Below are 26,044 nucleotides of genomic sequence, written 5' to 3'. Positions count from 1 at the left end.
AAATAATGCCCATATTGTTACATAAGCGTATGAAAAAAGCTTGATACAGATTGAGCAGATGATTACGACCCTATATTTAAATTTTTGAGATTAGATTACATTTCATGAAATTAGCTCTTATTGTTTTAATCGGTATAGTCCTTGAAATCTTCGTATGGGTCGGTGTGGGTGATCTAGTCGGAAGTATGTGGTATGTATTCTTCTGGTTTATTGCTGCATTCTTTATTGGTTTAAATATGGTTCGTTCTCATGCATCAGGTTTAATGCCACAGATGCAGCAAATGCAACAAGGTCATATGAGTGCTGATCCGAATTTGACCAATAACTTACCTAAAATTATTGCGGGTATTTTCCTTTTGATTCCGGGGTTAATTTCCGATCTATTCGCCTTACTTATTCTAATTCCACCTGTTCAAACAGCATTTAAAGCGGTGATGATGAAAACCATGATGAAGCGTCAGCAAGCCATGATGGAAAAAATGATGGGTGGTATGATGGGAGATATGGGCGGCATGGGTGGTCAAGCAAATGGTCAGAATCCATTTGCAGATTTAATGCGCCAAATGCAAGAAATGCAAAGCCAGCAGCACGGTCGTGGTTCAAATGACTCTACTATCATTGATGGTGAAGCAAGAGAAATTACACCTGAAGCAAAGAAAATTGAAATGAAAGACGTTAATCAAAAGTAAATTGCGCATGTTCAAAACCAGATGTAATGTCTGGTTTTTTTATTTTTGTATCTCGATTTTCCTAAAAAACAGTATAATTCAAACAATTTTTATTCATTTTTGATTTATGTCTCTATTACTTACCATCTGTGTCCTACATCTTGTTGCTCAATTGAGTCCTGGACCTGATATTTTGTTGATTGCCAAATGCGCAGCGTCAACCACAAACGCAAACACGTTGAAAGTTATTTTAGGTATTTCTATTGGAATTTTATTTTGGGTGATTTTAACTTTATCAGGTTTTGCACTTTTGATTGCCCAATTCCCATGGATTCAACAAGTCTTAATGTTAGTCGGTGGTTTATTTTTGGCAAAAATGGGCTGGGCGATGCTAAAGGGTGGTTGGCAAACCTATAAGTCTTTTAAACTTCATGCAATTGATGAAAATCAGTCACCTCTAAAAGCTGAAAAATATTTTTTGATGGGGTTGTTTACAAACCTATCCAATCCTAAAACACTGATTTATTTTAGTAGTGTATTTTCACTTGCCTTAACCGCTTCAGCACCAGAGATGTTGAAAATACAACTTGCAGTCATTATTCCGATTCAAACGTTTTTAACCTTTACGTTTTTGATGGTCGTTTTAGCGCGCCCCAAAATTAAACAGCTCTACCAGCGTTCAGGGCATTACATAGACATGGTATCGGGTGGTCTATTTTTGATCTTTGCAGTCTGGTTGTGGATCGATGCGCTTATTTTGCTTAACTGAATCCTGATCTAACTCTTCTGTTTGAGTCAGAACGAGCGTGTCTTGCTGATAACGTCTTGGTCGCAAAGTTGCTTCAGTATTTTCAGAACCTTGATAAGAGCGACTTCTGTTTGCTCTTTCCCTCAACCCGCCTTTCTTAATTAATTGAATCATCGTCATATCATCATTTTTTCACTACGTTTATTTTACTTCAATTTATGATTTCCATGCGGATTTGATGGGTGAGTGCGTGAATAAAATATGCATAATCTCTAGAAGAAAAAAGAATGATAGAGCAGGTTGTCAAAAAAATTTCATATAGATATCTGATAATACAAGATATTGAATGAAGACATAGATGGTTGCTGTTTTATAGCTACATCATAAGGTTGATTATTGGTGAAGGCTTATATAGTATAAATATTAGCCTCTAAGGTGATGTGGATAAAAATAAAAAAGACAGTCAAATCGGGAGGATGAGTATGCTGTATCAGTATCATTGTGCGTGTTGCGACAAGGTGGTTGCTTCGACAGACAAAGTGTGTTCTGAATGCGGATCACAAAATATCAGAACACCTTATGGTTTTTGGATATTTTGTATCATTGCGTGTTTAGCCGCAGCCATTGTGTTTAAAGTGGCCCATTTATATTTACAAGATAACCAAAATGTCCCTGTGAAGCAGTCGTTTTTGGACACGCTTCATCAAAGTGATAAAGCAAATTGAATCTATAAAAAAGCCCACATCAATGTGGGCTTTTTTATTTGGAAATTACAAACCAGCTGATGCTTTAAGCGCTTCAACTTTGTCTGTCTTTTCCCAAGTGAATGCAGTATCAGAACCTTCACGACCAAAGTGACCATATGCAGCAGTTTGCTTATACATCGGTTGAATGAGATTCAACATACGTGTAATTCCATATGGACGTAAATCGAAATGCTCACGTACCAATGCAATAATCAATTCTTCAGAAACCTTAGCAGTATTGAATGTATTGATTGAGATAGATGTTGGTTCAGCAACACCAATCGCATAAGACACTTGAATTTCACATTTATCGGCTAAACCAGCGGCAACAATATTTTTTGCAACATATCGACCAGCATAAGCAGCAGAGCGGTCTACTTTAGATGGATCTTTACCAGAGAAAGCACCACCACCGTGACGAGCCATACCACCATATGTATCTACAATGATTTTACGACCTGTTAAACCACAGTCACCGACTGGACCACCAATCACAAACATACCCGTAGGGTTGATGTGGAATTTGGTATCCGCATGGAACATATCTGCTGGAATTACTTTTTTCACGATTTCTTCAATGACAGCTTCTTTTAAATCAGTCTGTGAAATCTCAGGATCGTGTTGAGTCGATAATACGACCGCATCTAAACGAACAGGTACGCCATTTTCGTATGCAAAAGTCACTTGGCTTTTCGCATCTGGACGTAACCATGGCAAACTTCCGTTACGACGAAGTTCTGCTTGTTTTTCCATAAGACGGTGCGCATACGAAATAGGAGCAGGCATTAAAACATCTGTTTCGCGACTCGCGTAGCCAAACATTAAACCCTGATCGCCAGCACCTTGATCTTCAGGTTTTTGACGATCTACACCTTGAGCAATTTCAGGAGATTGTTTGCCAATCATGTTGATGACAGCACAAGTCGAACCATCGAAACCTAAATCAGAATGATGGTATCCAATGCCATTTACGGTTTGGCGTACAATTGCTTCAAAGTCTACATTTGCAGTTGTTGTGATTTCACCTGCAAGAACAACAGCACCTGTTTTTACAAGCGTTTCACAAGCAACCCGCGCATATGGGTCTTCTTTTAAGATTGCATCCAAAATAGCATCACTGATTTGGTCAGCCATTTTATCTGGATGGCCTTCGCTTACAGATTCTGAAGTAAATACAGCGTACTCGCGCATAAGTCCTATCACAGTTATTTCTAAAGACGCAATATGGTACATCGACTTAACGTTAAGGACTAGCTTAACCTGACTAAAAAGCATGAATTTATGTCATTTTTGTGTTTTTTTAATTGATATCATCATCTGTTAAATTGATAAGCGAAAACTTTTGTACAAGACTTATTCTTTTTAAAACTGAACTGAAATAAAAAACAGCTTAAGTTGCTTCGAAAGAATGTGAATATATGATTCAACATCAGTACTTTAAAAATAGGCCACGCGACCAAAAAATATTGGATTGAATTGAATATTGATAAAACCGACTCGCTTTGTATGAATTTTTTCGCTTTAGGGCTGAAATATACGTTTCTGGGCTTTACGCTGTTTGATTTTTTTAAGACAATACACCCAGTTTTTGAATTTTATTCATTTCCCATCTTTAATTTATCGGACACTGATCTATGACAACCCCGCTGAATGAACGTCGCATTGCTAACGCAATTCGTGTACTTGCAATGGATGCTGTGCAAAAAGCAAATTCTGGACATCCAGGTGCACCAATGGGGATGGCTGATATTGCTGATGTTGTATGGCGTGAATTCTTAAATCACAATCCGACAAACCCTCAGTGGGCTAACCGTGACCGTTTTGTATTATCAAATGGTCATGGCTCAATGCTTCAATATGCATTATTACATTTGACTGGCTATGATCTTTCAATTGAAGATTTAAAAGCATTCCGTCAATTGCACTCAAAAACACCGGGTCACCCAGAATTAGGTTATGCACCTGGTATCGAAACAACCACTGGTCCATTGGGTCAGGGTATCGCGAATGCTGTTGGTTTTGCTTTGGCTGAAAAAACCTTAGCAGCGCAATTCAACAAAGAAGACATTAAAGTCGTTGATCATTTCACTTACTGTTTCTTAGGTGACGGCTGTTTAATGGAAGGTGTTTCTCATGAAGCATGTTCATTGGCAGGTACTTTGGGTCTAGGTAAATTAATTGCTTACTATGACGACAATGGTATTTCAATTGATGGTGAAGTAGAAGGTTGGTTCTCTGACGATACAGAACAACGCTTCTTAGCTTATGGCTGGCAAGTATTGAAAGTTGATGGTCACGATGCAGATGCATTACGTGCGGCAACTTTAGAAGCGAAAGCTGAAACGAAGAAACCAACAATCATTATCTGTAAAACGATTATTGGTTTAGGTTCACCAAACAAACAAGGTAAAGAAGATTGCCACGGTGCACCGCTGGGTAATGACGAAATCGCCTTAACACGTGAAGCGTTGGGTTGGACTGAAGGTCCATTCGAAATTCCTGCTGATGTTTATGCAGCGTGGGACGCGAAAGAAAAAGGTCAACAAGCAGAAGCCGCTTGGAACGAAGTATTTGCACAATATGAAGCAAAATATCCAACTGAAGCGGCTGATCTTAAACGTCGTTTAAGCGGTGAATTACCTGCTGACTTCGTTGCAAAAGCGGATGCATATATTGCTGAAGTAAATGCACAAGCTGAAACGATTGCAACTCGTAAAGCAAGCCAAAATGCAATCCAAGCATTTGCCCCAATGCTGTCTGAAATCTTAGGCGGTTCTGCTGACTTAGCAGGTTCTAACTTAACACTTTGGAAAGGTGCACAAGGCGTTCAAGACAATGCTGCAGGTAACTACGTACACTATGGCGTGCGTGAGTTCGGTATGACTGCAATTGCAAACGGTGTAGCACTTCACGGTGGTTTCATTCCTTACGTAGCAACATTCTTGATGTTTATGGAATATGCTCGTAATGCAGTACGTATGTCTGCACTGATGAAACAACGTGTGATTCATGTATACACACATGATTCAATCGGTTTGGGTGAAGATGGTCCAACACATCAACCAATCGAGCAAATTGCATCTTTACGTGGTACACCAAACCTCAACACATGGCGTCCATGTGACACAGTTGAAGCGGCAATTTCTTGGAAATCTGCTTTAACTCGTAGTGAAGGTCCAACAGCGTTGATTTTCTCTCGTCAAAACTTAGCTTTCCAAACCCGTACAGAAGCACAAATTGCCGATGTTGCAAAAGGTGGCTATGTATTGGCTGAAGAAAAAGGTGAATTGAAAGCGATCATCATTGCAACAGGTTCAGAAGTTGCATTGGCAATGGAAGCTTATGCACAGCTTGAAGGTGTGCGTGTTGTGTCTATGCCATGTGCTGAAGAATTTGTTAAGCAAGATGCGGCTTATCGTGAGGCAGTTCTTCCATCTAACATTCGTGCACGTGTTGCTGTAGAAGCAGCACATGTAGATTACTGGTGGAAATTTGTAGGTCTTGATGGTCGTGTGATTGGTATGACTACGTATGGTGAATCTGCACCAGCGAAAGATTTGTTCCAACACTTCGGTATTACGACTGAAGCAGTTGTCGCAGCAGTGAAAGAAATTACTGCTTAATTCTTAGAATTAAGTGTTTTAAAAGGCGTCCCAACTGTGGGGCGTCTTTTTATTTTTATGTATCTATATAGATACATTCATTCCCTAGATTTCAGATTGGAAGTGAGTAGCGCAATGAGTTTGTATGAGCAAATTAGTGATGAAATTACTTTAATGGATGCGGGTGAGCAAAAGTGGATTGGTGAAGACTTACCACTTGAAGCGATGGTAGCAGTAGAATTATTGCTACAAGATATGGCTGAAGAGAAAATCATTAAAGTACGTCGAAAAAATCGTGAAAAAACTTCAGGATTAAAACAGATTGATCGTATTCTGATTGAAAAGCTTTAACAGTCATAAAAAAGCCTCCTATGAGGCTTTTTTATTATCCTATTTTTATTACTTTACCGTTAATTAGCCGTAGTTCAGACACGGTAAAATTTAATTTTGGATCAGCGTTTTGTTGAATTGTCCATTCACCACTTACTCTGAAAGATGCAGCTGAAGCGTAAGTATCTTCCATAAACTGGAAATACGTGATTAAGCCATCTTTAACTATTGCTTTAATTGAAAAAGGTGAAGTAAAAGTGCGCTTAGCGTGAACAGATGTATAAGTAAATTGACCGAACACAGCCACTGTTTCATCTTCAGCTAAAATATCTGTGATTTGAAAATCATCGATCGTCCAATAAGTTCCGACATTAGAAAAAGTATATATATAGACATCACGACCTGTAGAAGTACCAGCCCAAGGTTCAATTTGTTTAAGTTCAGGATTGTTGAAATTTAGCGAAGTATAAATGGCATCTTCAGCCACTAACTTTTCTGAAGCAATCGCTACTCTTGATTTATCAGTATTATATAAAAAAGCCAATACGACATCTTTAGGTGCTTTAGTTTTAAGCGCTTTATCAATCGCTTGTTGTTGTTCACTCATCATTATTCTCCAGTTTAGTATAGTAATCTAAGTATTATAAATGAGACAAAATATTATTATATTGTATAAATGTTTAATTTAATCTCATATTTAAGATATATGTTAATGTTAACTGCTTATTAGTAGAAAGCTTAAAGATGAAAAACATGATCTATACACAAGTGATAGTCATAATCTGATCAAATTGATTTGATAAAAGTGACACTTTCTTAAGGTGCGTTCTAATCTTGCAACAAACTGTTCTATCTGTACTGATGCAAGAATTTCAGAATGCTATACATTATTCACTATCCATTTCATAAATGTTTTTAAAAAATTTGAGGAAAAATTGATGAACTTTAAAACAATAGCGTTAAGTGCCGTAGTACTTTCTGTAGCAACAGTTTCAGTTGCTAAACCAGTTGAGTATAAAATCGATCCAACTCATACAGCGACAGTATTTACTTGGGATCATTTTGGTTTTTCTACACCATCAGGTAATTTTAGCGATATCCAAGGGACGATCAAAGTAGACAATGAAAAGCCTGCGAATTCAGCAGTGAATGTTACAATTCCACTTTCAAGTATCAATACAAATGTTAAAGCATTAGATGAACATTTATTGAAACCAGATTTCTTTGATGCTGAAAAATATCCGAATATCACTTTTAAAAGTACTAAAGTTCAACCAAATGGTAAGAACAAGTATAAGATCACAGGTGATCTAACGATTAAAAATGTTACTAAGCCTGTCGTACTAGATGCTGTTTTGAATAAACAAGCTGAACATCCTATGACGAAAGCGCAGTCTATTGGTTTCAATGCAACGACTTCATTTGACCGTTCTGCATTCGGTGTTGGCGCATATGTGCCTAATGTAGGCGATAAAATCACGGTGAATATTACAACTGAAGCTTCAGTCGCAACTGATAAGAAATAATATTCTTCAAAAAAGTACATTTTAGAAAGCACCTACGGGTGCTTTTTTAATCACGATTAAAAATTAAGAAACATCCAAAACTGATAAAAATACTACCTGTTATAAGATCAATCTTCTTGCTGATTTTTTGATATATTGTGTTTACTTGTTTAGCAGAAAAAATAAAAGCAACTATCGCAAACCAAATTAAGCTTTCAACAAAAATTAACATTAACAGTGAACTCTGCTGTATCAGAGTTGCATCACTATTCATCGCAAGCGCGAAAACACTACTGAAGTAAACTAATGCTTTAGGATTTGCCATATTGGTGAGAAAGCCTTGAATGAGTAAAGAACTGTATTTTTTCTTGACTATGCCTTTTGTAACGTAAACTGAAGCAGCTACTGATTTCGTTAGCCCTGATTTACAGAGTTGAATACCTAAATAAATGAGATAAACCCCTCCTAAGATCATCATAATTGTTTGGAGCCAAGCCATTTTTTGGAATAGATAGTGTAATCCACTCATAGCACAAATTGCCCAAACTAAAATACTAAGAGAAATTCCTAATGCTGCAAAAAGTGCATGTATGCGAGACTGTCGAACCGCACTTTGCGTGACAAATAAAAAATCTGGTCCAGGACTAATAAGTGCAAAGAAATGAATGATGGCTAAACTGAACAGTGGTGACATTTATATCTTCATTATAATTTTTGGATATTGAGTTTAGGTATAGCACAATCCAATATCCTGATCTACAGTTGGGTTGAAGGCTATCAAATCAAAATCATTTAATCTGTTCAATAAAACGGCTTAAGATTGAACTTGCCACAGATTCAAGTTTTTCAGCATAACGATGGTTATCTGCACGTAATTGAGTAATATCGATACCCGCTTTACGCAATTCGCAAGTATGACCAATCAACCATTTCTCTAAACTATCTGAGGTCACTTCAGGATGGAACAGGAGTGCTAAAATATTAGATCCAACTTGAAAAGCCTGATTTTTATAAATTTGAGTGCTCGCCAGAAGTTTCGATTGCGAGGGAAGATCAAAGGTATCACCATGCCAATGCAAAACTGGTACACCATTTAAAGAATTTAGAACGTTGTCTTGTTCATTTACAATATCTACCGTACTCCAGCCAATTTCTTTGGTGTGGCCAGCATATACTGCACCGCCCAAGGCTTTTGAAATGAGTTGAGCACCTAGACAGATGCCAAGCGTAGGGCGTTGGAGTTTTAATCTTTCTTTAAGTAAGTCTATTTCTGTTTGTAGGAAAGGGTAATCTTCTGTCTCATAAACACCAATTGGTCCACCCAAAATAATGGTCAGACCTTCGTACTTTAATGCTACTGAAAGATCATCCACACCTGCATCAAAATATCTGACCCGATAACCCAGTTGATATAGTGTCTCCTCAAAAGAACCTAGATCTTCAAAGGCTAAATGCTGTATTGCATATACTGTTTCAGGAAGCTTTCTCATGATGTGACGTTCTTAAAAGAATGATGAGGAGATTATAGTATAGAACTTTTGGAACTAAGGCTTCGTCCATAAAACAATATAAAACGATTTATTTCGCAATCCCATTTTTTAATAATGTCTTGAGCATAGCTAGACTAGAATTGAGAATATCTTTTTTTAAGCGTTCATCTTGAACTCCACGCGCTAATAGTACGGAGCCCACCATTTGACAGAGTATTGCCCAAGCGAAATCAGGTTCTGGAGCGTGTTGCGCGAATAGTTTGTAACCACGCTTGAGTTCGTTTTCAAAACATTTTTTAATGTCAGCATCAGCGCGTGAAACTTCAGCAGTAAGTGAGGGTAAAACACAGCCTTTTTCTGGGTGTTGAACGTGTAATAGAGAAAGATATCGGTTCATTTCAAAATCTAACCAAGATTCTGGATCTTGATGAAGATTCATTTCCCACTGTTGAATACTTGCTCCGATTTCAGATTCGATTAAGGCTTTAAATAAGTCGTTTTTTGAAGAAAAGTGAGAATAGAAAGCACCGCTGGTCATATTTGCAGCGTGCATAAAGCCATCAACCCCAGTATTGTTAAAACCTTGTTTTTTTGCGAGTTCACCACTGGTTTTTAAAATTTCGCGACGTTTTTCTTCTTTGTATCCTGCTTTATATCTCATATTGAATATTCAATAACCATTGACTGTGCCTCAAAACTATAACATAGTGATCGTTATGATAACGATCGTTATTTAATGGAGAGATGATGAACGATCAGCAGTCAGAAATTAATCATTCAGAAGAAAAATCAACATATAACAAGGTCGCACTGATCATTGGTGCAGGAGATGCCACAGGCAGTGAGATCGCAAAACGCTTTGCACGAGGTGGATATACTGCTTGTATGACTCGACGCAATGCAGACAAGCTTGCACCTGTCATCCGAGAGATTGAAGCACACGGTGGTAAAGCTTATGGATTTGCTTCAGATGCAAGAAAAGAAGATCAAGTGATTCAACTGATTGACACAATTGAACGTGACATTGGTCAGATTGAAGTATTGGTTTTTAATATTGGAGCAAATGTGCCGTGTAGCATTCTAGAAGAAACAGCACGTAAATATTTTAAAATCTGGGAAATGGCTTGTTTTAGTGCTTTTTTAAATGGTCGTGAAGTCGCTAAACATATGGTCGCAAGGCAGCGCGGCACTATCATTTTCACTGGTGCAACAGCAAGCATCCGTGGTTCAGCATATTTCAGCGCTTTTGCTGGCGCTAAACATGCGTTAAGAGCCTTAGCCCAAAGTATGGCAAAAGAGTTAGGGCCTCATCATATTCATGTTGCGCACATCATTATTGATGGGGCGATTGATACTGATTTTATTAAAGATACTTTCCCTCATTTGTATGAAAAAAAACAGCATGACGGTATTTTGAATCCTCAACATATAGCTGATAACTATTGGCATATTGCTCATCAACCAAGAGATGCTTGGACACATGAATTGGATTTGCGACCATGGTCTGAACAGTGGTAATCATATTTAATAAGGATAAGACATGACTACACAACAACAAAAAGTTGAATTTTATTTCGATCTTGGCAGTCCATTTAGTTATTTGGCTTTTTATAAGCTACAAGAAATCACCAAAAAATATAATGCAGTGATTGATTACACACCAATTTTATTGGGTGGAATTTTTAAGTCGACTGGTAACAAGAGTCCAATTGAGGTGCCTGTTAAAGGGATCTATTCAATGCAAGACTTAAGTCGTTGGTCAGATTATTATCAGATCCCGATGCAGATGAATCCATATTTTCCAATGAATACATTGACTTTAATGCGTATATTAACGGGAGTCAAAATCTATCATGATGAATATTTTGAAGTGATTTTGACCAAGCTTTTTGATGCGATGTTTAGAAAGCCCTTGAATTTAGCCGATCCAGAAGTTCTGATAAATTTATTTCAAGGTGATGCAATCGACGGTCAGCAACTTTTGGATTTAAGCCAAGATCCGGTGGTAAAACAAAAATTGAGTGATGAAACAAACAATGCCGTACAACGAGGGGTATTCGGAGCACCTACATTTTTTTTGCGGGAAAATATGTACTGGGGGCAAGATCGCTTGCATTTTGTAGAGCGCGAATTACAAAAATAAGTGAAAAAGAAATTAAATTGAGACTCAGCTAAATTTATTAAAAATATTGATGTGATATAACGAATAAGAGAGTACGAAATTAACAGCTTGAGGGAGTCACGATGACCCATAATGTTTTAGCTTACGCAGCGCTTGATTCTAAAAGTCCATTGGTTCCATATACGTTTCAGCAACGTCAAGCTCGCCCCGATGATGTCATTATTGATATTGAATACTGCGGTGTATGTCATTCTGACTTACATCAAGCGCGTAATGATTGGGGTTTTAGTCGTTACCCAATTGTACCTGGTCATGAAGTAATTGGTCGCGTAAAAAGCATCGGAGCATCGGTAACGAAGTTTAAGGTTGGAGATCTGGTCGGAATCGGGTGTATGGTAGATTCATGTCGTACTTGTTCAGCTTGTCACCAAGGTTTGGAGCAATATTGTGAAGCTGGCAATACACAAACGTATGGTAGTTTAGATCGCCATGATCAAACACCTACTTATGGTGGCTACGCACAAACGATCATTGCGAGCCAAGATTTTGTATTGAAAGTACCTGAAAATTTAGATACTCAATCCATTGCACCCATCTTATGTGCAGGGATCACGACATGGTCGCCTTTAAAACATTGGAATGTCGGTAAAGGCTCTAAAGTGGCTGTTGTTGGACTCGGTGGTTTAGGTCATATGGCGATTAAACTTGCTCATGCGCTTGGTGCAGAAGTGACTTTATTTACACGATCAGCAAATAAAGAACAGGATGCACGTGATTTAGGTGCAGATCATGTCGTGTTATCAACAGATCCAACACAAATGAAATCAGTGAAAAATCAGTTTGATTTAATTATTGATACTGTGCCTTATGATCATGATCTAAAGCCTTATATTCCGACACTTGCATTGAGTGGGACACTAGTATTGGTAGGCTATCTCGGAGAATTTAGCAGCAATTCCGTACCCATGATTATGGGAAGAAAATCAATCGCTGGATCGGTGATCGGTGGGATTCAAGAAACTCAAGAACTACTTGATTTTTGTGGTCAGCACAATATCGTGTCAGATGTTGAAGTCATTGATATGCAAAATATTAATGAGGCATTTGAGCGAATGCTTCAAAGTGATGTGAAATATCGTTTTGTGATTGATATGAAAAGTCTACAAGCCAGCTAATCCATTAAGCTCCTGTAGCAGAAAAGAAGCGGCAATCAGCCGCTTCTTTAGTTTTTGTTTTAGAAGAAACCCATTGGTTTAGTTGAGTAACTCACCAATAAATTTTTAGTTTGTTGGTAATGATCCAGCATCATTTTATGATTTTCACGACCAATCCCTGATTTTTTATAACCACCAAAAGCAGCATGAGCAGGGTAGATATGGTAGCAATTTGTCCAGACTCGACCTGATTGAATTGCACGTCCTGCACGATATGACGTATGCGCTGATCGTGACCAAACACCAGCACCTAATCCATAAATGGTGTCATTGGCAATGTTGATAGCATCGTCGAAATCTTTAAATGTTGTCACAGCCAAAACTGGTCCAAAAATTTCTTCTTGGAATGTTTTCATGCTGTTATTGCCTTTGAAAATCGTCGGCTCAATATAAAAACCTTGTCCAATTTCTTCACGTGCTTGACCACCCGTAAGAATTTGAGCACCTTCTTCACGACCTGTCGCAATACAACCTAAAATTTTATCTTGTTGCTCTTGCGAGGCTTGAGCACCAATCATGGTTTCTGTATCAAGTGGATGTCCCGTTTTAATTCGCTTCACGCGCTCTACAGCCATCTCTAAGAATTTATCTGCAATACTTTCCTGGACTAAAGCACGTGATGGACAAGTACAGATTTCTCCCTGATTCAGCGCAAACATGGCAAAACCTTCAAGCGCTTTATCTAGATATTCATCATCCTTATCCATAATGTCTTCGAAGAAAATATTTGGAGATTTGCCACCCAGTTCTAATGTCACTGGAATAATATTTTCGGTGGCATATTGCATAATTAATTGACCGACTGCAGTTGAGCCGGTAAATGCAATTTTTGAAATACGTGGATTTGTGGCAAGAGGGCGTCCTACTTCAACACCATAACCATTGACGATATTCAGCACACCTGGTGGTAAAATATCTTGTATCAGTTCAACTAAAACTAGAATACTAACTGGAGTTTGCTCAGCTGGTTTTAAGACAATACAGTTCCCCGCTGCTAATGCAGGAGCAAGTTTCCACGCCGCCATTAAAATCGGAAAGTTCCAAGGAATAATCTGTCCAACGACACCCAACGGCTCATGAAAATGGTAAGCGATAGTATCTTCATCAATTTCTGAAATACCACCTTCTTGTGCGCGGATACAGCCAGCAAAATAGCGGAAATGGTCAATACACAGTGGAATATCTGCAGCTAAGGTTTCACGGATAGGTTTACCATTGTCCCATGTTTCTGCCACAGCAAGTAATTCTAGATTCTCTTCTAAGCGATCTGCTATTTTTAATAAAATGTTAGAGCGAGTTGTTGCAGACGTTTTGTTCCATTCAGTTTTAGCGGCATGAGCTGCGTCTAAAGCGAGCTCAATATCCTCGACTGAAGAACGGGGAACTCGAGTAAAGACTTTCCCATCTACGGGAGAAAGATTATCAAAATACTCACCTTTTACTGGAGGAACCCATTTCCCACCAATGAAATTTTCGTATTGTGCTTTAAATTGAACTTTAGAATCTGGTTGATTGGGATCAGCGTAGCGCATAGTGTCCATCCTTTGGTTGTGCTATAAAGTTATGGAAAATATCTTCGTCTTTGGTATTAGATATCTTCTATTATTGATGAGTTAACATAACCACTATAAGGTTGGAAAAAGGTTGGAATGATGAAGGTTTACAACTGATCAACAAATACTATAACTATAATAAGTACAACACATGCATATTGGGAAATGTTGAGATAATAAGGAATGAACTCAATGCAGACTCTAATCAAGCAAAGACAACAAATAGAAACACTTAGAGAAAAAATCAGTCTTTCAACTGTACAGGCGAAACAACTTGGTCAGCATATTTTAAAGTCTTGGCAAAGATCGAAGTTGGCAGAAATTCCGAAAGAGCGAATGGTAGCGCCGTTGATCACAACGAGTACTGTTGAAAGTAACAGCCTAAATCAAGCATTGAAAATATGTGAACAAGAGTTAAAACATGTTGCACAACAATCATCTATGGTACTTGCGGTAGGCGATATCAACAGCACCATTATTTGGACGGAAGCTAGTCAACAAATGCGTAAGGCTGCAGAACGTGTTCACTTTATTGAAGGCGGTCAATGGCGGGAGGAAGTGGTTGGAACCAATGCTTTAGCATTAACCTTGAAAACTGAAAAATCAAGTTGTGTGTTTTCAAATGAACACTATATGGAGTCTATTCATGATTGGGTGTGCTATGCAGCGCCAATTGTTGATCCATTTTCGAAGCAACTCATTGGTGTATTAGATTTATCAACGACATGGGATCATCACAATAGTTTTGGACTACTCGCAGCAGAACGTTGTGCATCTTTAATACAATCAGCATTACTGAATTATCAACGCCAACATTTATTTATTCGTACCTTTGGAATTCCTCAAGTCATATTTAACGGACGTACCTTGGTGGTTACCCCTAGACAGATTGAAATTTTGACAATATTGGCATTATGTCCTCAAGGGCTTAGCTTAGATTCGCTTCATCAAGCTTTGTATGGGGAGCGAAAGGTAAGCATGGGAACTTTAAAAGCTGAAATGTCCCAGCTTCGAGATTTATTGGGTGGAATGTTAGGCTCAAGACCCTATAAATTACTGGCGCATATTGAAGCTGATTTCCTCCAAATCGAAAATGCTTTAGACGTTGGATTTGTTGATAAAGCTTTACAGCAGGTCAATGGTGTAATGCTCGCAAAAACTGAAAGCCCATTCTTATGTTCTTGGCGAAATTGTCTAGATTCGCGTTTGAGTGAAGCAATTTTTAACTATTGTGATGTTGAAGTGCTTTTAAAATACATTGCACGAAATCCTGATGCAGTTGATGCAATCGAGCGTTTAATGGAGTTATCACCGCAAGATTATTCAACGCAACAACTTTTACAGCACTATCATAATTGAGCCGAATTAAAGTAAAACACAACGGCCTAAAGCATATTCTTCATATTGTTAACGTATTTTATTCTCATTTTTTTATACCTACAAAATTTTAAAGCCGCTGTTCCTGATGTAATGTACTACCAAATTCGATTGAGAACCAAAGAATAAAAAAAAAGAGAATCTGAAGTGTATCCAGATTCTCTTTTAGCTCTAGCAACTCAAAAGTTTACATTGCAGCTTTAAAAATGTTGATGACTTGTTGGAGATCTGCTTTACGTGGGTTAGTGAGCATGCAGGCATCTTTTTGTGCATTTTGAGCCATCACTTCTAAATCTTCCTCTTTAACCGAAAGCTCTTTTAATCCTGTTGGAATGCCAATAGATTGAGAGAGGATTTTTATCGCATCAATTGCTGCATATGCAGCTTCATTAATGGTTAATCCTTCAATATTTACACCCATTAATTCAGCTATTTTGGCATAACGATCAGGGCAGGCAATTAAGTTGAACTCACAGACATGGGGGAGCAAAATCGCGTTACACACACCATGCGGAAGATTATAAAAACCGCCTAATTGGTGAGCCATGGCATGTACATAACCTAAAGAGGCGTTATTAAATGCCATGCCTGCCAAATATTGTGCATAACTCATTGCATCACGTGCTTCAATATTCTCACCATTAGCAACCGCTGGACTCAGCCATTGACTGATCATGCTGATAGCTTTTTCAGCACAGGCATCCGTAATTGGATTTGCTGCTGTTGAAACATAGGCTTCGACGGCATGAGTAAGCGCATCCATACCTGTTGCAGCTGTCAATGCTGCAGGTTTTGCGATCATCAGTTTAGGATCATCTATTGCAATCAGTGGAGTGCAACGCCAATCGACGATTGCCATTTTTACATGGGTTTCTGTATTGGTAATAATACAGAAACGCGTCATTTCCGAAGCAGTTCCTGCAGTTGTGTTGATTGCAATAAGTGGTGTCATCGGAACGGTACTTTTATCGATTCCTTCATAGTCGCGAATGTGCCCACCACCTGCAGTCACTAAACCAATACCTTTAGCACAATCATGTGAAGAGCCACCACCTAAAGAAATAATAAAATCACAAGCATTATTATTGTAGGCTTCCACACCATCGTGAACATTAATATCAGTCGGATTAGGCTCGGCACCAGCAAATATATAGCTCTCCACTTGCGCTTCTTTTAAATAGCCAGCGATGATATCTGCGACACCAAATTTGTATAAACCTGCATCAGTCACAATCAGTGCTTTTTTAGCCCCTAAATTTTGAGCTTTGCTTCCAACTTCTTTAGCACTACCTGGTCCGAACAGTGAAACACAAGGGATATAAAACCCGTTTGTTTGGTCTGCAATATTTTTAAAAGCCATGGTGAGATTCCTTTTACCATTTATTGTTGTGTTCGGCGATATTTACCGTGTTTGCAGTATTGGACACGCTTGAGAAGATGTGTACCTACCAAATACCAACCCAATTTCTCCATGGCTCAAAACAAGAAACAGCAAGCAAGAAATAATATTTCAAATGGGTGAAAATGAGATTTGTAGCAAAGGTCTGTGAAGAGATGGGGAGGTTGAAGAATAGAAATATTGTATGACCAAGAGAAAGTCCATTCAGCTTGATCAATACACATTAACAATCAAGACCAGTAAAATGAGGTCTTAGATGAACAGAATTTATAGATTTTTTGAAGAAAGCCAAGCAAAGAGTTGGTCATACACTTGCTGACGAACCAGTTTTTTTGAAAGAACCAGATCATGCAGGCCATCTTTAATTGTCATTACAGTGACATCACCTTGTAATGCTTTTGCATATTTTTCGATCGTTTTTACATCTAAAATCACATCAGAGGTCTGAGCATCAATGTTGTATTTCTTGGGATTGGTCGTGCGACTTGAGTGCATAACAAGGAGTGGAACTGAAATTTTAGGACCAGATTGAATTTTCTGTTGTGCTTTCACAACAGCACCAATAAAACTCAAATACACTTTGGTGTAGGTTTTAGGTTTAAGCTTGAGATCAAAACTCCATTCACCGTTCAAATTTTCGTGCAAACTCTTCACGTAAAACTTATTTAACTCACTTGGTAATTGCATCAACGGAAATTGCTGAGCTAATTTTGCAATCATTGGAAGCGCATATTTCTTTTTCAATACATTCATATTGAAATCATAAAATGGGCTGTTGGCCCAGATTGCTTTAATCAATGGATAATCAGGGTGTCGAATTGAAAAATAAGTGGCAGTTAAACCGCCTGTAGAATGACCGCATAATAATACCGATTCATTTCCCTCACTCTGAATCGCATTCAATGCGGCATGAATATCTTCATCATATTCGGTTAGGTCTTTCACAAAATAAGGTTTTTGATGCGGAAGTAGTGATCTACCGTATTTTCTAAGGTCAATGGCGTAAAAATGAAAACCTTGGGCATTAAATTTTTTCGCCATTTCTTGTTGGAAGAAATAATCAATAAAGCCATGGATATACAGCACAGCTTTAGTTGATGAAATATCTGATAGACGACGTACTAATGTTGCAATAACCTCACCATCATAATCAGGCGAAAATTTGAAAATATGTTGCTCAAATTTTTCACCTAAAATGTCGGGTTGGTAGTGTAGCGTGGTCTCAGCACTCATTTTTTCGATCATCTATTGATTCATTCCCTGATTCAAAATTGTTTATATTGACTATAAATATTCTTTTAAAAGTTGTTCTGTCTCGTCAAACAATCGCTGAGCTAAACTACGATTTTTCGCATGTGCAGATTGAAAAGCTGGTGTTTGCAAACTTTTGTATTGACCTGTTTTCTTAGACCATTCAGGTGATAACGCAATTTGATGAATAAGATTTGCTGGTTTGTTGGGTGAGATTAAGAACAATTTTAAAGCGCGATATTGATAGTTAGGAAGCTCGCGATAAATTTCGGAATCCACACCACCTGGATGAATTGCATTACTGGTGATAGATGTGCCTTTGAGCTTTTCAGCTAAGGCATGACTAAATAGTAAATTTGCTAATTTACTATTTCCATAGCTGAGTACACCGTTATATTTTTTAACAGAATGAAATTTAAATTGATGTGTGTCAATTTTACCCAGAACATGCATCATGGATGCAAGATGAATGATACGGCCTGAAGGCGCGTTTTGAAGTAAAGGTAACAATTGTATTGTCCACACAAAATGTCCTAGATAATTGACACCTATTTGTTTTTCAAAACCATTAGCCGTTTCTTCTAATTTAGGCGTCATTAGACCTGCATTGTTGACCAAAATATCAATCTGTGAATATTTTTCTTTTAAAGTTTGTGCTGCAGATTTGACTTGATTTAAATCATTTAAATCTAATTCTACAATATCAATTTGACCATGACCTTTGGTGCTGATTTCTGCTTTAGCTTTCTGAGCTTTATCCAAATTACGACAGGCAAGTACGACATGATGACCATCTTCAACAAATTTTTTTGCTGTCGCTAATCCAATTCCTGTATTTGCACCTGTAATCACCACTGTTTTCATTATTGTCTCTAAAGTTCTTAGTATGAGATTGTTTTAATACAGTCAGAGCAGTGAGTCAAACGTACTTTCAAGAAATTTTCATATAATTATTGCATGATACGAACTGCTAATGTGACTCATACAAAAGTTACAGAATCTGAATAGCACAACTCATTTTAAGATAGAATAATATAGTTATATCGTTGTTATTTTTAAAATTCTTCCAGTCTTTCTTATTTAGGCAAACTGTATGCTGGCGTGTCCTCCGCAAAATCCAAAGCAACGTCATCAATATACTGCACAGGCATTAATTGATCATTGCGATACACTCAAAGCCGTATTTCAGGATCAGTGGTTATATCTATGGACGATTACGCCTGAAAATTTATTCGTAATTGATCAGGAAAATAATAGCTTAGTGATCGCAGATGGACTGCTCACAGTTGAGTGTATCGATGATTATAAAATTCAATTTTATACATCCCACTCAAATGTCGAGATTCAAAAAATTGCGGATTTTATGTTCAATGATTTTAGTTTTATCTTTAATCATAAGGCCTCACATCATTCTTTATATTTAAAAACGAAAGTGCAGTTATTTCGTCAAATGCTGGTTGAAGAAGTCTTTAAATGGGTCGATGGAGAAAATCGTGTTGAACAATGCCTTTATAATTTGACCGATCAGCAAGCGATGCAGTTAGATCGAATCATGATGCAAAGTGAGTATTATGATGAACCTCATTTGCTGAATTTCAGCCGATTTGGTGCTGAAATACCTTTGGAAGTTGAACTGAATTTTAAACATCTGTGTTTGGTCAATTCAGTCATGGGAGATAATTTTCTTGCAGTGCAAAAATTGATCCCAGTTTACGATCGGTTAAGCACTTCAGCAGAATTAATGTTGCCAAAACGGTTATATCGTATGGCACAAATTTCTTTCGAAGAACAATTTAGCTTATCTCAATTGGTAGACTTAGAGCCTGATTTCAATTTACTCAAACAGCATAACGAGCAAACACCGCATTTATTAGGTTTTACACGTTGGATCAAACGAGGGTATTGGCAGTATCAAGATATTTTCAATAAACAAAATTTTGTAAATAAAGATGTGCAGTATTGGGTAGAAGATATAGCGCAACAGTCACAACTGTTTATACACAAAAGAGCAGTAAATTGGTTATTTAAACAAGATTATCTTGTCATCGACTGGGTAAGTGAAAATTTAAAAGATCCCAATATTCGATTGGCCGTCACCGCTTTAAGTTTTGTGGATTGCTCTAAAGTACATCCGCATGTAATACAACTCTCGATTCAATATTTTGAACAGGTTATCGGTCGTTTATTTATTTCTGAGTGTTTACGTATTTCACAGCAACAAGCATGGTTTGAACTATCTGCTGAGCATCATTCATATGCATTGAATGAGGCACAAAATTCTCAAGATTTTAAAAAATCACAGCCACTCACGGCTTCTATTTTATATCTTAAGGAATGGTTGGACTTGTTATGGTCATTGGATCAGCAAGGATTGAGTTCAGTGAAATATGTCTTTAAACGTATTTCTCAAGTGATGCAGTCTTATATGTTGTTTTTAAATGACTTAGTTAAAGATCTGCCTGATGAAATCATCAAATTTATTGAGCCTTCAACACAACATCAAACGCATTTTCATTTTTTAATGCAGCAGTATCATATCAATCTAGATGAGTTTAGGCAGCGCTTTAAGCATCCAAATTCTCAATATAACCGCAGCAATAGTATTTTTGACTCTTATATCGCAGATTATCTCATTGATTTTTTTCAACAAGATCGAACCATTGCGAAAAACATGACTTGGCCCGCATGGTATCAGCAAGCAATACGTTGGCATCAACATTTACATTATGTGGATACATTGACGACTTTGAAATTGCGACATGCTGAGAGTCATTGGAAACGAGTATCACCGCAAGCAGTTATGTATACAGAGAATTGGAAATTTGTGGAGTTGAATGAGTTAGAGCAAATTATTCAAGAATCTGTAAATTATAAACATTGTTTGGCTTTATCTTATACCCAAAGAATTATTGATGGTGAATATGTGGCGTTCCATATGTCAAATTTGCATGATCCCTCACAGCATTTGACACTCGGTTGTTTTTTTAAATTCGATCAGCTTCATTTTGACCAACTGCGTTTGCCCAATAATGAAGTTGCTGATCTAAAGGTTGTGAGGGAAGCCAAAGAGTTTGTACATCAAGTCAATGAAATGTTGATTTGGAATTTTGGAGATCCTGAACAAATCAACAACTGATGCGCCTTAAATTGACGTATTCACGCGTTACCATGATCATAAGACTGATTTTTGGCTTAACTTTTTGATGAAATGTCGTTAGGCTATGAGCGTTTAAATTAGGTTAAGCACATATGAAACAAGAAACTGCACTGAAGTTAATGAAAGCAGGAGAAAATGTCTTTTTGACAGGTTCTGCGGGTGCAGGAAAAACGTATACGCTTAATCAATATATTAATTATCTTAAGGCACGAAAAGTTTCAGTCGCCATTACCGCATCTACAGGCATTGCAGCCACACACATGAATGGGATGACCATTCATACGTGGGCGGGGATCGGGATCAAAGATTTTTTATCAGATGATGATCTAAAACGCATGAAAGAGCGTAAATATCTCAAAGAGCATTTAGAAAATGCGCAGGTATTGATCATTGATGAAATTTCGATGCTACATGCGAAGCAGCTTAATTTAGTTAATCAAGTGCTCAAGTTTTTTAAAGAGTCTGATGAAGCATTTGGTGGCATACAGGTGATTGCCGCTGGAGATTTCTTCCAGTTACCACCAGTCGGACGCAATGACGAAAAAAATCGAGATAAATTCTGTTTTATGTCCCAGGCTTGGGTAGAAGCGAAATTTCGTGTTTGTTATTTAACTGAACAACATCGACAAGATGGCTCAGCCTTGAATGATATTTTGAATGCAATCCGTGCACAAAATATTCAAGCCGAGCATATTCAAGCTTTACAACAAACGCGTGAGCAAGATATTGGTGAAACATTTACACGTTTGTATACCCATAATATGGATGTTGATGCCATTAATTACCGTCATTTAAATGAGATTGATGGGGATGGTCATCAATTTTGTGCACAAATGGATGGTAATGAAAAATTAATAGAGACATTAAAATCTTCCGTACGTGCACCAGAAGAATTGACCTTAAAGAAACATGCCAAAGTCATGTTTGTAAAAAACAATTTTGATGTGGGTTATATCAATGGCAGCCTTGGTGAAGTCATTGGCTTTGAAGAAGTAGATGATCACGGGGTATTACCTAAAGTGAAATTAACAGACGGCATTGTTCTGGTGGTTGAACCTGAAACCTGGTCTGTTGATAATGATGCAGGAAAGACAATCGCGAGTTTTTCCCAAGTTCCTTTGCGGTTAGCTTGGGCGATTACTATTCATAAGTCTCAAGGGATGACTTTATCGGCGGCGGAAATCAATTTGGCGAATACCTTTGAAAAGGGTCAGGGCTATGTCGCCTTATCTCGTTTGAAATCTATTGATGGTCTGAGGTTGCTCGGCTTCAATGAGCAAGCATTAGAATTAGACAGTTTAGCAATTAAAGCCGACCGAAGATTTCAAGAACTCTCTGATGAAGCAGAAGCGCATTTTGGTGATGCTGATTTAGAAGCGCAACATAAGGCATTTATTCGGCACTGTGGTGGCACACTCAATGAGCTTGAGATTAGTCGTAATGAGAAAAAAATTGCCAAAAATGCAGGCAAAGCCAATTATGCCACCGCGACTCTCGATGAAACTCGCGAACTCTTTGAAAATGGTTATGAAATTCAGGATATTGCGGTTGAGCGTGGTTTAACGCCAGCAACCATTATTAACCACTTAGGCAAACTCCATCGTGAGCAGGGGTTAGATATCTCGGTTGCTCATCCTGGGGATGAAGTCGTTGAACAAGTACGTAAAATCTATAAAAAATTACTTAAAAGACAGAGTCCTGAACATTTCGGTGAAGATGGTGCGATCAAGTTGCGTCCGATCGTGGAAAATACCAATCCGCGTATGGGCTATGACCAAGTGAGATTAGCCTTATTATTCATTGAATAATGAGTTACGCATTTGAAATTGATTTTTTAACACACAAGCAAAGGGAATTAAGATGCCACAGATGATCGTTGAGTATTCGGATAATATTCAAAATTTAGATGCGCAAGCGTTACTTTTAGGCTTAAACCACGCTTTATTTGATACAGGTCTAGTGGGGCATCCTTCTGATATCAAATCACGTATTCGTGCTAATAGTGATTTTCTGATTGGTTTTGGCGAAGAGCCTCAAGCCTATATTCATGTTCGTTTAGGGATTATGACGGGGCGTAATGAAGAGCAAAAGAATCTTATTTCAGATCGCTTAAATGAGTATCTTCATAGCTTTAATGGTTATCATGCTCAAGGCTTAACGGTTCAATTGATCATTGAGTTAGCGGAAATGCCAAAAGAGCATTATCGTAAAGGTAGAGTTCAGAAGTAAGACAAAAAAGGCTGAAGTGATCTTCAGCCTTTTGTTATGCAGCAAAAGTCAGTATTTCGATATCTGCACTGTTTTGAATTTTTTCAGCCGAATAGCTATAGAGTTCATCGATAAAAGCGACATTAAAACTTCCGACAGTTTGAGCCTGCGTATAAGCGAGTTTTCCTGCGATAGCAAAGTGTACATGGGCAGCAATACATGCAATGGTTGGGTTTGTTACGCCAGCATAAGCTGCAATTAATGCACCTAAGGCGCATCCTGTAGCGGTAACTTTTGGCTGTAAATACGAACCTCCATTAATTTTAACCATACATCTATATGACTTAGAAAGAATAAAATCAGATTCGCCCGAAATTGCGATACATTCAGAGAAATCTAATAAAGTTTTTGCCTGTTCTACTACGGCAGCGCTATCGAGGGTACTGTCTACACCCTTAGATTGATTTTGTTGTCCTGCTAAGCTCCCAATTTCTGAAGCATTACCTCGGATAATGGTGGGTTTAAACCGCAATAGATCATTTGTAATTTCAGTACGCCATGGCAAAACAGCACTATAGCCAACAGGATCTAATACCCAAGGTATATTTTTTTTGTGAGCAGTTTCTGTGGCAATTTTCATTGCGGCAACTTGTTCTGTATGAGGTGTCCCTAAATTGATACTTAAAGCTTGACTAATACCCACGAAACTTTCAGCTTCAAAAGGATTATCAATCATGGCAGGTGAAGCACCAGCAGCTAACAGTACATTTGCGACATAGTTGGCAGCAACCTGATTGGTCATACAATGCACTAAAGGTCGAGTGGTTTTTAACAGATGCCATGCTTCAATGACCTGTTTAAGAATCTCTTGGGTTTGAACCTCAATATCTTTTGGAGCATTTGCTATCAAGTTTTCTGGATGATTCATAGTCGTTCGCTAGCGTGTAAAATAGTGGTCTTGGTGATTACAATTACGACAAATTAAACTGACATAGTCATCTGCGTCATAATCCACAGTAAGTTCATTCGAGCCACAATTCATACAACGTTTTTGTGAGTAGAAATTTAAACGTGGCTCGATTTTACTCCACGATCGCCAAACAGGTTGAAAAAAGATTGATTCATCATAGCCTAGAAAATGAAAAAATAAGATTTCGCTCATTTTACTTAAAGGTAAGTTAGGTAGCCTTGGCAGTGTTGAGGTTTCCCATTTTTCAGCTAAAGAACGTTCACGATATTGCTGTAAGGTCTTTTTTAAAAGGTTGGTATTGATAAAATTTTCATTACGGGCTTGGAGTGCTTTCTGATGGTGCAAATACTCAAGCGCAGTTTGAACTAAATAATAGATTTGACCCACAGCAAGAGAGTCTAATAATCTAAAACAAAAGGTTTGAAAACTCTGATTTCCAGCAATTTGAACGCCCCAAGTACGACAGTAGTATTGCGCAAATTGAATAATTTCTTGGTACAACAGAGTATAGAGTGCACTTTTGACTTCATCACTATTTTTAAATGGTACACCTTGGCTCAGATTTTCATAAAAGAGCTGACGTAACGCTTGAGTAATACTAAACAAGCTCGGCTCAGAATAGCCGTCAAGACGGACATTAATATAGTATTGACTGAGTTCACTCGAAAAGTCACGTGGGACAAGAATATTGTCTTTCAAAAGTTGTTTCATCAAATGATTTTGAAATAAATAACTTGGGGTAATGGTATGATATTTAATATTTTCCCAATCGATGAATTCTTGATGTTGGGTATGCTCATGGACTTGTTGATCTAATATTGAGAGTAAAAACAACTTGTGCATAAAGCTCAGTTGATGCAAATCGAGTTCTTGTATGTCTTTATTCTTCGATGCAATCTTACGTTGTTCTTGAATGCGAGTTTCCTGCATCAATTTCTTTCGTTTTGCTGTGCAGCGCTCACAATGGCAGTTGCGGTTTTCATCTTGAAAGACTTGATGGTGGCAATGGGAACATTGATGGAATAGGATTTCTTTATCAAATTCTTCTGCTTCAATAAAGTACATACTGGCCTGACAAAGTGGACAGAAACTACTTTCATCAGCATTTTTTTGGAGAATTTGCAACATGGCAGCACTTTAATTTCAAGATGAAAGAATTATACACACGATTGTTCAACATCGCTTGATTGAGTCAGTATTGAAAACAAATCTGACTGGTGTTGCGATCAATAAAATAAGCAGGTGAATGCCTGCTTATGTGAAATATATGAATAGATCGAACAGGAAAATCATTTCCTCAAGTGTTAGATCGACCTAGATAGAGGATTTAATAGGTTAAAGGGCAAGGGAGCTCTGAATCGGAAAAATGTTGCATTTTAGCTTGGATCAGTACCTGAGATTTCTTTTGAGATAATCTCTTGATTCCGAGTGCATCATAGTTTTTCAATACAGCTGTGACTTCTGATGTTTCAATAGGCATTCCCTCACTGGTTAAAAATGCTGCAATCACGCGATGATCAATTTTAGCAGCATCCATCATCTGCATGGTTTTGATGTTTTCTACTCTGACTATGTGGTCCCTGATGAGCATATTTGACCTCATTTATGATTTATAAGTTTTTTGATGATTACCGCTCTTAAACTGAAGCAATAATTATGCTTGAAAATAAAGAAGTGAATTTTTGTTACATTTCTATTGTGTAT

Annotated in this window: 26 protein-coding genes; 13 read left to right on the top strand and 13 right to left on the bottom strand. The window is 37.7% G+C overall.

Translation table 11 applies throughout. From position 1 onward, the window contains the following. Window positions 1–104: 104 nt before the first annotated feature. The gene (locus BMW42_RS03360) at window positions 105–689 is read left to right on the top strand and encodes an FxsA family protein (protein ID WP_035263802.1); all 585 of its coding nucleotides are present in this window, start codon (window positions 105–107) and stop codon (window positions 687–689) included. 106 nt (window positions 690–795) lie between these two features. Next, entirely contained in the window at window positions 796–1,437 is a 642-nt protein-coding gene (locus tag BMW42_RS03355; protein ID WP_092766402.1) for a LysE family transporter, read from the top strand. On the opposite strand, the gene BMW42_RS03350 is transcribed toward BMW42_RS03355, so the two are convergent. Continuing rightward, window positions 1,381–1,590: a hypothetical protein gene (locus BMW42_RS03350; RefSeq protein ID WP_092766401.1), complete on the bottom strand. Its 210-nt coding sequence runs from the start codon at window positions 1,588–1,590 to the stop codon at window positions 1,381–1,383. The two genes, BMW42_RS03355 and BMW42_RS03350, sit on opposite strands and share 57 nt — an antisense overlap. A 308-nt stretch (window positions 1,591–1,898) precedes the next feature. Between BMW42_RS03350 and BMW42_RS03345 the strand changes: the two genes are divergently transcribed. Next, window positions 1,899–2,141 (top strand): hypothetical protein, encoded by a 243-nt coding sequence (locus BMW42_RS03345; protein WP_035263796.1) that lies wholly within the window; start codon window positions 1,899–1,901, stop codon window positions 2,139–2,141. 45 nt (window positions 2,142–2,186) lie between these two features. Here BMW42_RS03345 and metK read toward each other — a convergent pair whose 3' ends face one another. Next, window positions 2,187–3,353 carry a methionine adenosyltransferase gene (metK, locus tag BMW42_RS03340; protein ID WP_035263794.1) on the bottom strand — a complete coding sequence of 389 codons (1,167 nt, stop codon included), beginning with the start codon at window positions 3,351–3,353 and terminating at the stop codon, window positions 2,187–2,189. Between the two features lie 443 nt (window positions 3,354–3,796). Between metK and tkt the strand changes: the two genes are divergently transcribed. Beyond that, window positions 3,797–5,785 carry a transketolase gene (tkt, locus tag BMW42_RS03335; RefSeq protein WP_092766400.1) on the top strand — a complete coding sequence of 663 codons (1,989 nt, stop codon included), beginning with the start codon at window positions 3,797–3,799 and terminating at the stop codon, window positions 5,783–5,785. A gap of 114 nt (window positions 5,786–5,899) precedes the next feature. Further along, on the top strand, window positions 5,900–6,115 hold the full coding sequence (locus BMW42_RS03330) for a hypothetical protein (protein ID WP_035263790.1): 216 nt from the start codon (window positions 5,900–5,902) through the stop codon (window positions 6,113–6,115). A 34-nt stretch (window positions 6,116–6,149) separates the two neighbouring features. Here BMW42_RS03330 and BMW42_RS14825 read toward each other — a convergent pair whose 3' ends face one another. After that, a complete protein-coding gene (locus tag BMW42_RS14825; RefSeq protein ID WP_228143076.1) occupies window positions 6,150–6,701 on the bottom strand; it encodes a nuclear transport factor 2 family protein in 552 nt (183 codons plus the stop codon). A 331-nt stretch (window positions 6,702–7,032) separates the two neighbouring features. Between BMW42_RS14825 and BMW42_RS03315 the strand changes: the two genes are divergently transcribed. Continuing rightward, the gene (locus BMW42_RS03315; RefSeq protein WP_092766398.1) at window positions 7,033–7,620 is read left to right on the top strand and encodes a YceI family protein; all 588 of its coding nucleotides are present in this window, start codon (window positions 7,033–7,035) and stop codon (window positions 7,618–7,620) included. 46 nt (window positions 7,621–7,666) lie between these two features. Here BMW42_RS03315 and BMW42_RS03310 read toward each other — a convergent pair whose 3' ends face one another. The 3 genes from BMW42_RS03310 to BMW42_RS03300 form a co-directional block, all read right to left on the bottom strand. Then, window positions 7,667–8,293 carry a LysE family transporter gene (locus BMW42_RS03310; protein WP_092766397.1) on the bottom strand — a complete coding sequence of 209 codons (627 nt, stop codon included), beginning with the start codon at window positions 8,291–8,293 and terminating at the stop codon, window positions 7,667–7,669. A gap of 94 nt (window positions 8,294–8,387) precedes the next feature. After that, window positions 8,388–9,089, bottom strand: a complete 702-nt coding sequence (locus BMW42_RS03305; RefSeq protein WP_092766396.1) for a glutamine amidotransferase — start codon at window positions 9,087–9,089, stop codon at window positions 8,388–8,390. 88 nt (window positions 9,090–9,177) lie between these two features. Continuing rightward, window positions 9,178–9,750 carry a TetR/AcrR family transcriptional regulator gene (locus BMW42_RS03300; RefSeq protein WP_092766395.1) on the bottom strand — a complete coding sequence of 191 codons (573 nt, stop codon included), beginning with the start codon at window positions 9,748–9,750 and terminating at the stop codon, window positions 9,178–9,180. A gap of 86 nt (window positions 9,751–9,836) precedes the next feature. Between BMW42_RS03300 and BMW42_RS03295 the strand changes: the two genes are divergently transcribed. From BMW42_RS03295 to BMW42_RS03285, 3 genes are all read left to right on the top strand, one after another. Further along, the gene (locus tag BMW42_RS03295; RefSeq protein ID WP_092766394.1) at window positions 9,837–10,607 is read left to right on the top strand and encodes an SDR family oxidoreductase; all 771 of its coding nucleotides are present in this window, start codon (window positions 9,837–9,839) and stop codon (window positions 10,605–10,607) included. Window positions 10,608–10,629: 22 nt separating this feature from the next. Then, on the top strand, window positions 10,630–11,232 hold the full coding sequence (locus tag BMW42_RS03290) for a 2-hydroxychromene-2-carboxylate isomerase (protein WP_092766393.1): 603 nt from the start codon (window positions 10,630–10,632) through the stop codon (window positions 11,230–11,232). 101 nt (window positions 11,233–11,333) lie between these two features. Continuing rightward, complete coding sequence (locus BMW42_RS03285) at window positions 11,334–12,386, top strand: NAD(P)-dependent alcohol dehydrogenase (protein WP_092766392.1); 1,053 nt, start codon at window positions 11,334–11,336, stop codon at window positions 12,384–12,386. Window positions 12,387–12,445: 59 nt separating this feature from the next. Here BMW42_RS03285 and BMW42_RS03280 read toward each other — a convergent pair whose 3' ends face one another. Next, window positions 12,446–13,957, bottom strand: coding sequence for an acetaldehyde dehydrogenase ExaC (locus BMW42_RS03280; protein WP_035263774.1), 1,512 nt, complete (start codon window positions 13,955–13,957; stop codon window positions 12,446–12,448). Window positions 13,958–14,161: 204 nt separating this feature from the next. Here BMW42_RS03280 and BMW42_RS03275 point away from each other — a divergent pair, with 204 nt between their 5' ends. Then, window positions 14,162–15,337, top strand: a complete 1,176-nt coding sequence (locus BMW42_RS03275) for a transcriptional regulator (protein ID WP_092766391.1) — start codon at window positions 14,162–14,164, stop codon at window positions 15,335–15,337. A gap of 205 nt (window positions 15,338–15,542) precedes the next feature. On the opposite strand, the gene mdh is transcribed toward BMW42_RS03275, so the two are convergent. From mdh to BMW42_RS03260, 3 genes are all read right to left on the bottom strand, one after another. Further along, complete coding sequence (gene mdh / locus BMW42_RS03270; RefSeq protein ID WP_035263769.1) at window positions 15,543–16,715, bottom strand: iron-dependent methanol dehydrogenase; 1,173 nt, start codon at window positions 16,713–16,715, stop codon at window positions 15,543–15,545. A gap of 306 nt (window positions 16,716–17,021) precedes the next feature. After that, window positions 17,022–17,987 (bottom strand): alpha/beta hydrolase, encoded by a 966-nt coding sequence (locus BMW42_RS03265; protein WP_092766449.1) that lies wholly within the window; start codon window positions 17,985–17,987, stop codon window positions 17,022–17,024. 51 nt (window positions 17,988–18,038) lie between these two features. Continuing rightward, entirely contained in the window at window positions 18,039–18,869 is an 831-nt protein-coding gene (locus BMW42_RS03260; protein ID WP_092766390.1) for an SDR family oxidoreductase, read from the bottom strand. Between the two features lie 229 nt (window positions 18,870–19,098). Here BMW42_RS03260 and BMW42_RS03255 point away from each other — a divergent pair, with 229 nt between their 5' ends. The 3 genes from BMW42_RS03255 (at window position 19,099) to BMW42_RS03245 (ending at window position 23,391) form a co-directional block, all read left to right on the top strand. Further along, on the top strand, window positions 19,099–21,141 hold the full coding sequence (locus tag BMW42_RS03255) for a hypothetical protein (protein WP_092766389.1): 2,043 nt from the start codon (window positions 19,099–19,101) through the stop codon (window positions 21,139–21,141). Between the two features lie 113 nt (window positions 21,142–21,254). After that, window positions 21,255–22,970 (top strand): AAA family ATPase, encoded by a 1,716-nt coding sequence (locus BMW42_RS03250; protein ID WP_092766388.1) that lies wholly within the window; start codon window positions 21,255–21,257, stop codon window positions 22,968–22,970. A gap of 52 nt (window positions 22,971–23,022) precedes the next feature. Next, window positions 23,023–23,391: a 5-carboxymethyl-2-hydroxymuconate Delta-isomerase gene (locus tag BMW42_RS03245; RefSeq protein WP_035263762.1), complete on the top strand. Its 369-nt coding sequence runs from the start codon at window positions 23,023–23,025 to the stop codon at window positions 23,389–23,391. 34 nt (window positions 23,392–23,425) lie between these two features. Here the strand turns inward: BMW42_RS03245 and thiM are convergent, their stop codons facing one another. The 3 genes from thiM to BMW42_RS03230 all read right to left on the bottom strand — a co-directional run bounded on the left by thiM (window position 23,426) and on the right by BMW42_RS03230 (window position 25,931). After that, a complete protein-coding gene (gene thiM / locus BMW42_RS03240; protein ID WP_035263760.1) occupies window positions 23,426–24,298 on the bottom strand; it encodes a hydroxyethylthiazole kinase in 873 nt (290 codons plus the stop codon). Window positions 24,299–24,307: 9 nt separating this feature from the next. Further along, on the bottom strand, window positions 24,308–25,468 hold the full coding sequence (locus BMW42_RS03235) for a hypothetical protein (protein ID WP_035263758.1): 1,161 nt from the start codon (window positions 25,466–25,468) through the stop codon (window positions 24,308–24,310). 199 nt (window positions 25,469–25,667) lie between these two features. Next, a complete protein-coding gene (locus tag BMW42_RS03230) occupies window positions 25,668–25,931 on the bottom strand; it encodes a hypothetical protein (RefSeq protein ID WP_035263756.1) in 264 nt (87 codons plus the stop codon). Window positions 25,932–26,044: the final 113 nt, after the last annotated feature.

The sequence above is a fragment of the Acinetobacter sp. DSM 11652 genome (assembly GCF_900109815.1).
Lineage (GTDB): Bacteria > Pseudomonadota > Gammaproteobacteria > Pseudomonadales > Moraxellaceae > Acinetobacter.
Note: the sequence above shows the minus strand (reverse complement) of the source record. Positions and strands in the feature narration are given on the sequence as shown.

Bases quoted from the DNA above. Each gene is read 5' to 3' on its own strand.
- BMW42_RS03360 (WP_035263802.1), top strand. From the start codon at position 105: ATGAAATTAGCTCTTATTGTTTTAATCGGTATAGTCCTTGAAATCTTC.
- BMW42_RS03355 (WP_092766402.1), top strand. From the start codon at position 796: ATGTCTCTATTACTTACCATCTGTGTCCTACATCTTGTTGCTCAATTG.
- BMW42_RS03350 (WP_092766401.1), bottom strand. From the start codon at position 1,590: ATGATTCAATTAATTAAGAAAGGCGGGTTGAGGGAAAGAGCAAACAGA.
- BMW42_RS03345 (WP_035263796.1), top strand. From the start codon at position 1,899: ATGCTGTATCAGTATCATTGTGCGTGTTGCGACAAGGTGGTTGCTTCG.
- metK (WP_035263794.1), bottom strand. From the start codon at position 3,353: ATGCGCGAGTACGCTGTATTTACTTCAGAATCTGTAAGCGAAGGCCAT.
- tkt (WP_092766400.1), top strand. From the start codon at position 3,797: ATGACAACCCCGCTGAATGAACGTCGCATTGCTAACGCAATTCGTGTA.
- BMW42_RS03330 (WP_035263790.1), top strand. From the start codon at position 5,900: ATGAGTTTGTATGAGCAAATTAGTGATGAAATTACTTTAATGGATGCG.
- BMW42_RS14825 (WP_228143076.1), bottom strand. From the start codon at position 6,701: ATGAGTGAACAACAACAAGCGATTGATAAAGCGCTTAAAACTAAAGCA.
- BMW42_RS03315 (WP_092766398.1), top strand. From the start codon at position 7,033: ATGAACTTTAAAACAATAGCGTTAAGTGCCGTAGTACTTTCTGTAGCA.
- BMW42_RS03310 (WP_092766397.1), bottom strand. From the start codon at position 8,293: ATGTCACCACTGTTCAGTTTAGCCATCATTCATTTCTTTGCACTTATT.
- BMW42_RS03305 (WP_092766396.1), bottom strand. From the start codon at position 9,089: ATGAGAAAGCTTCCTGAAACAGTATATGCAATACAGCATTTAGCCTTT.
- BMW42_RS03300 (WP_092766395.1), bottom strand. From the start codon at position 9,750: ATGAGATATAAAGCAGGATACAAAGAAGAAAAACGTCGCGAAATTTTA.
- BMW42_RS03295 (WP_092766394.1), top strand. From the start codon at position 9,837: ATGAACGATCAGCAGTCAGAAATTAATCATTCAGAAGAAAAATCAACA.
- BMW42_RS03290 (WP_092766393.1), top strand. From the start codon at position 10,630: ATGACTACACAACAACAAAAAGTTGAATTTTATTTCGATCTTGGCAGT.
- BMW42_RS03285 (WP_092766392.1), top strand. From the start codon at position 11,334: ATGACCCATAATGTTTTAGCTTACGCAGCGCTTGATTCTAAAAGTCCA.
- BMW42_RS03280 (WP_035263774.1), bottom strand. From the start codon at position 13,957: ATGCGCTACGCTGATCCCAATCAACCAGATTCTAAAGTTCAATTTAAA.
- BMW42_RS03275 (WP_092766391.1), top strand. From the start codon at position 14,162: ATGAACTCAATGCAGACTCTAATCAAGCAAAGACAACAAATAGAAACA.
- mdh (WP_035263769.1), bottom strand. From the start codon at position 16,715: ATGGCTTTTAAAAATATTGCAGACCAAACAAACGGGTTTTATATCCCT.
- BMW42_RS03265 (WP_092766449.1), bottom strand. From the start codon at position 17,987: ATGAGTGCTGAGACCACGCTACACTACCAACCCGACATTTTAGGTGAA.
- BMW42_RS03260 (WP_092766390.1), bottom strand. From the start codon at position 18,869: ATGAAAACAGTGGTGATTACAGGTGCAAATACAGGAATTGGATTAGCG.
- BMW42_RS03255 (WP_092766389.1), top strand. From the start codon at position 19,099: ATGCTGGCGTGTCCTCCGCAAAATCCAAAGCAACGTCATCAATATACT.
- BMW42_RS03250 (WP_092766388.1), top strand. From the start codon at position 21,255: ATGAAACAAGAAACTGCACTGAAGTTAATGAAAGCAGGAGAAAATGTC.
- BMW42_RS03245 (WP_035263762.1), top strand. From the start codon at position 23,023: ATGCCACAGATGATCGTTGAGTATTCGGATAATATTCAAAATTTAGAT.
- thiM (WP_035263760.1), bottom strand. From the start codon at position 24,298: ATGAATCATCCAGAAAACTTGATAGCAAATGCTCCAAAAGATATTGAG.
- BMW42_RS03235 (WP_035263758.1), bottom strand. From the start codon at position 25,468: ATGTTGCAAATTCTCCAAAAAAATGCTGATGAAAGTAGTTTCTGTCCA.
- BMW42_RS03230 (WP_035263756.1), bottom strand. From the start codon at position 25,931: ATGCTCATCAGGGACCACATAGTCAGAGTAGAAAACATCAAAACCATG.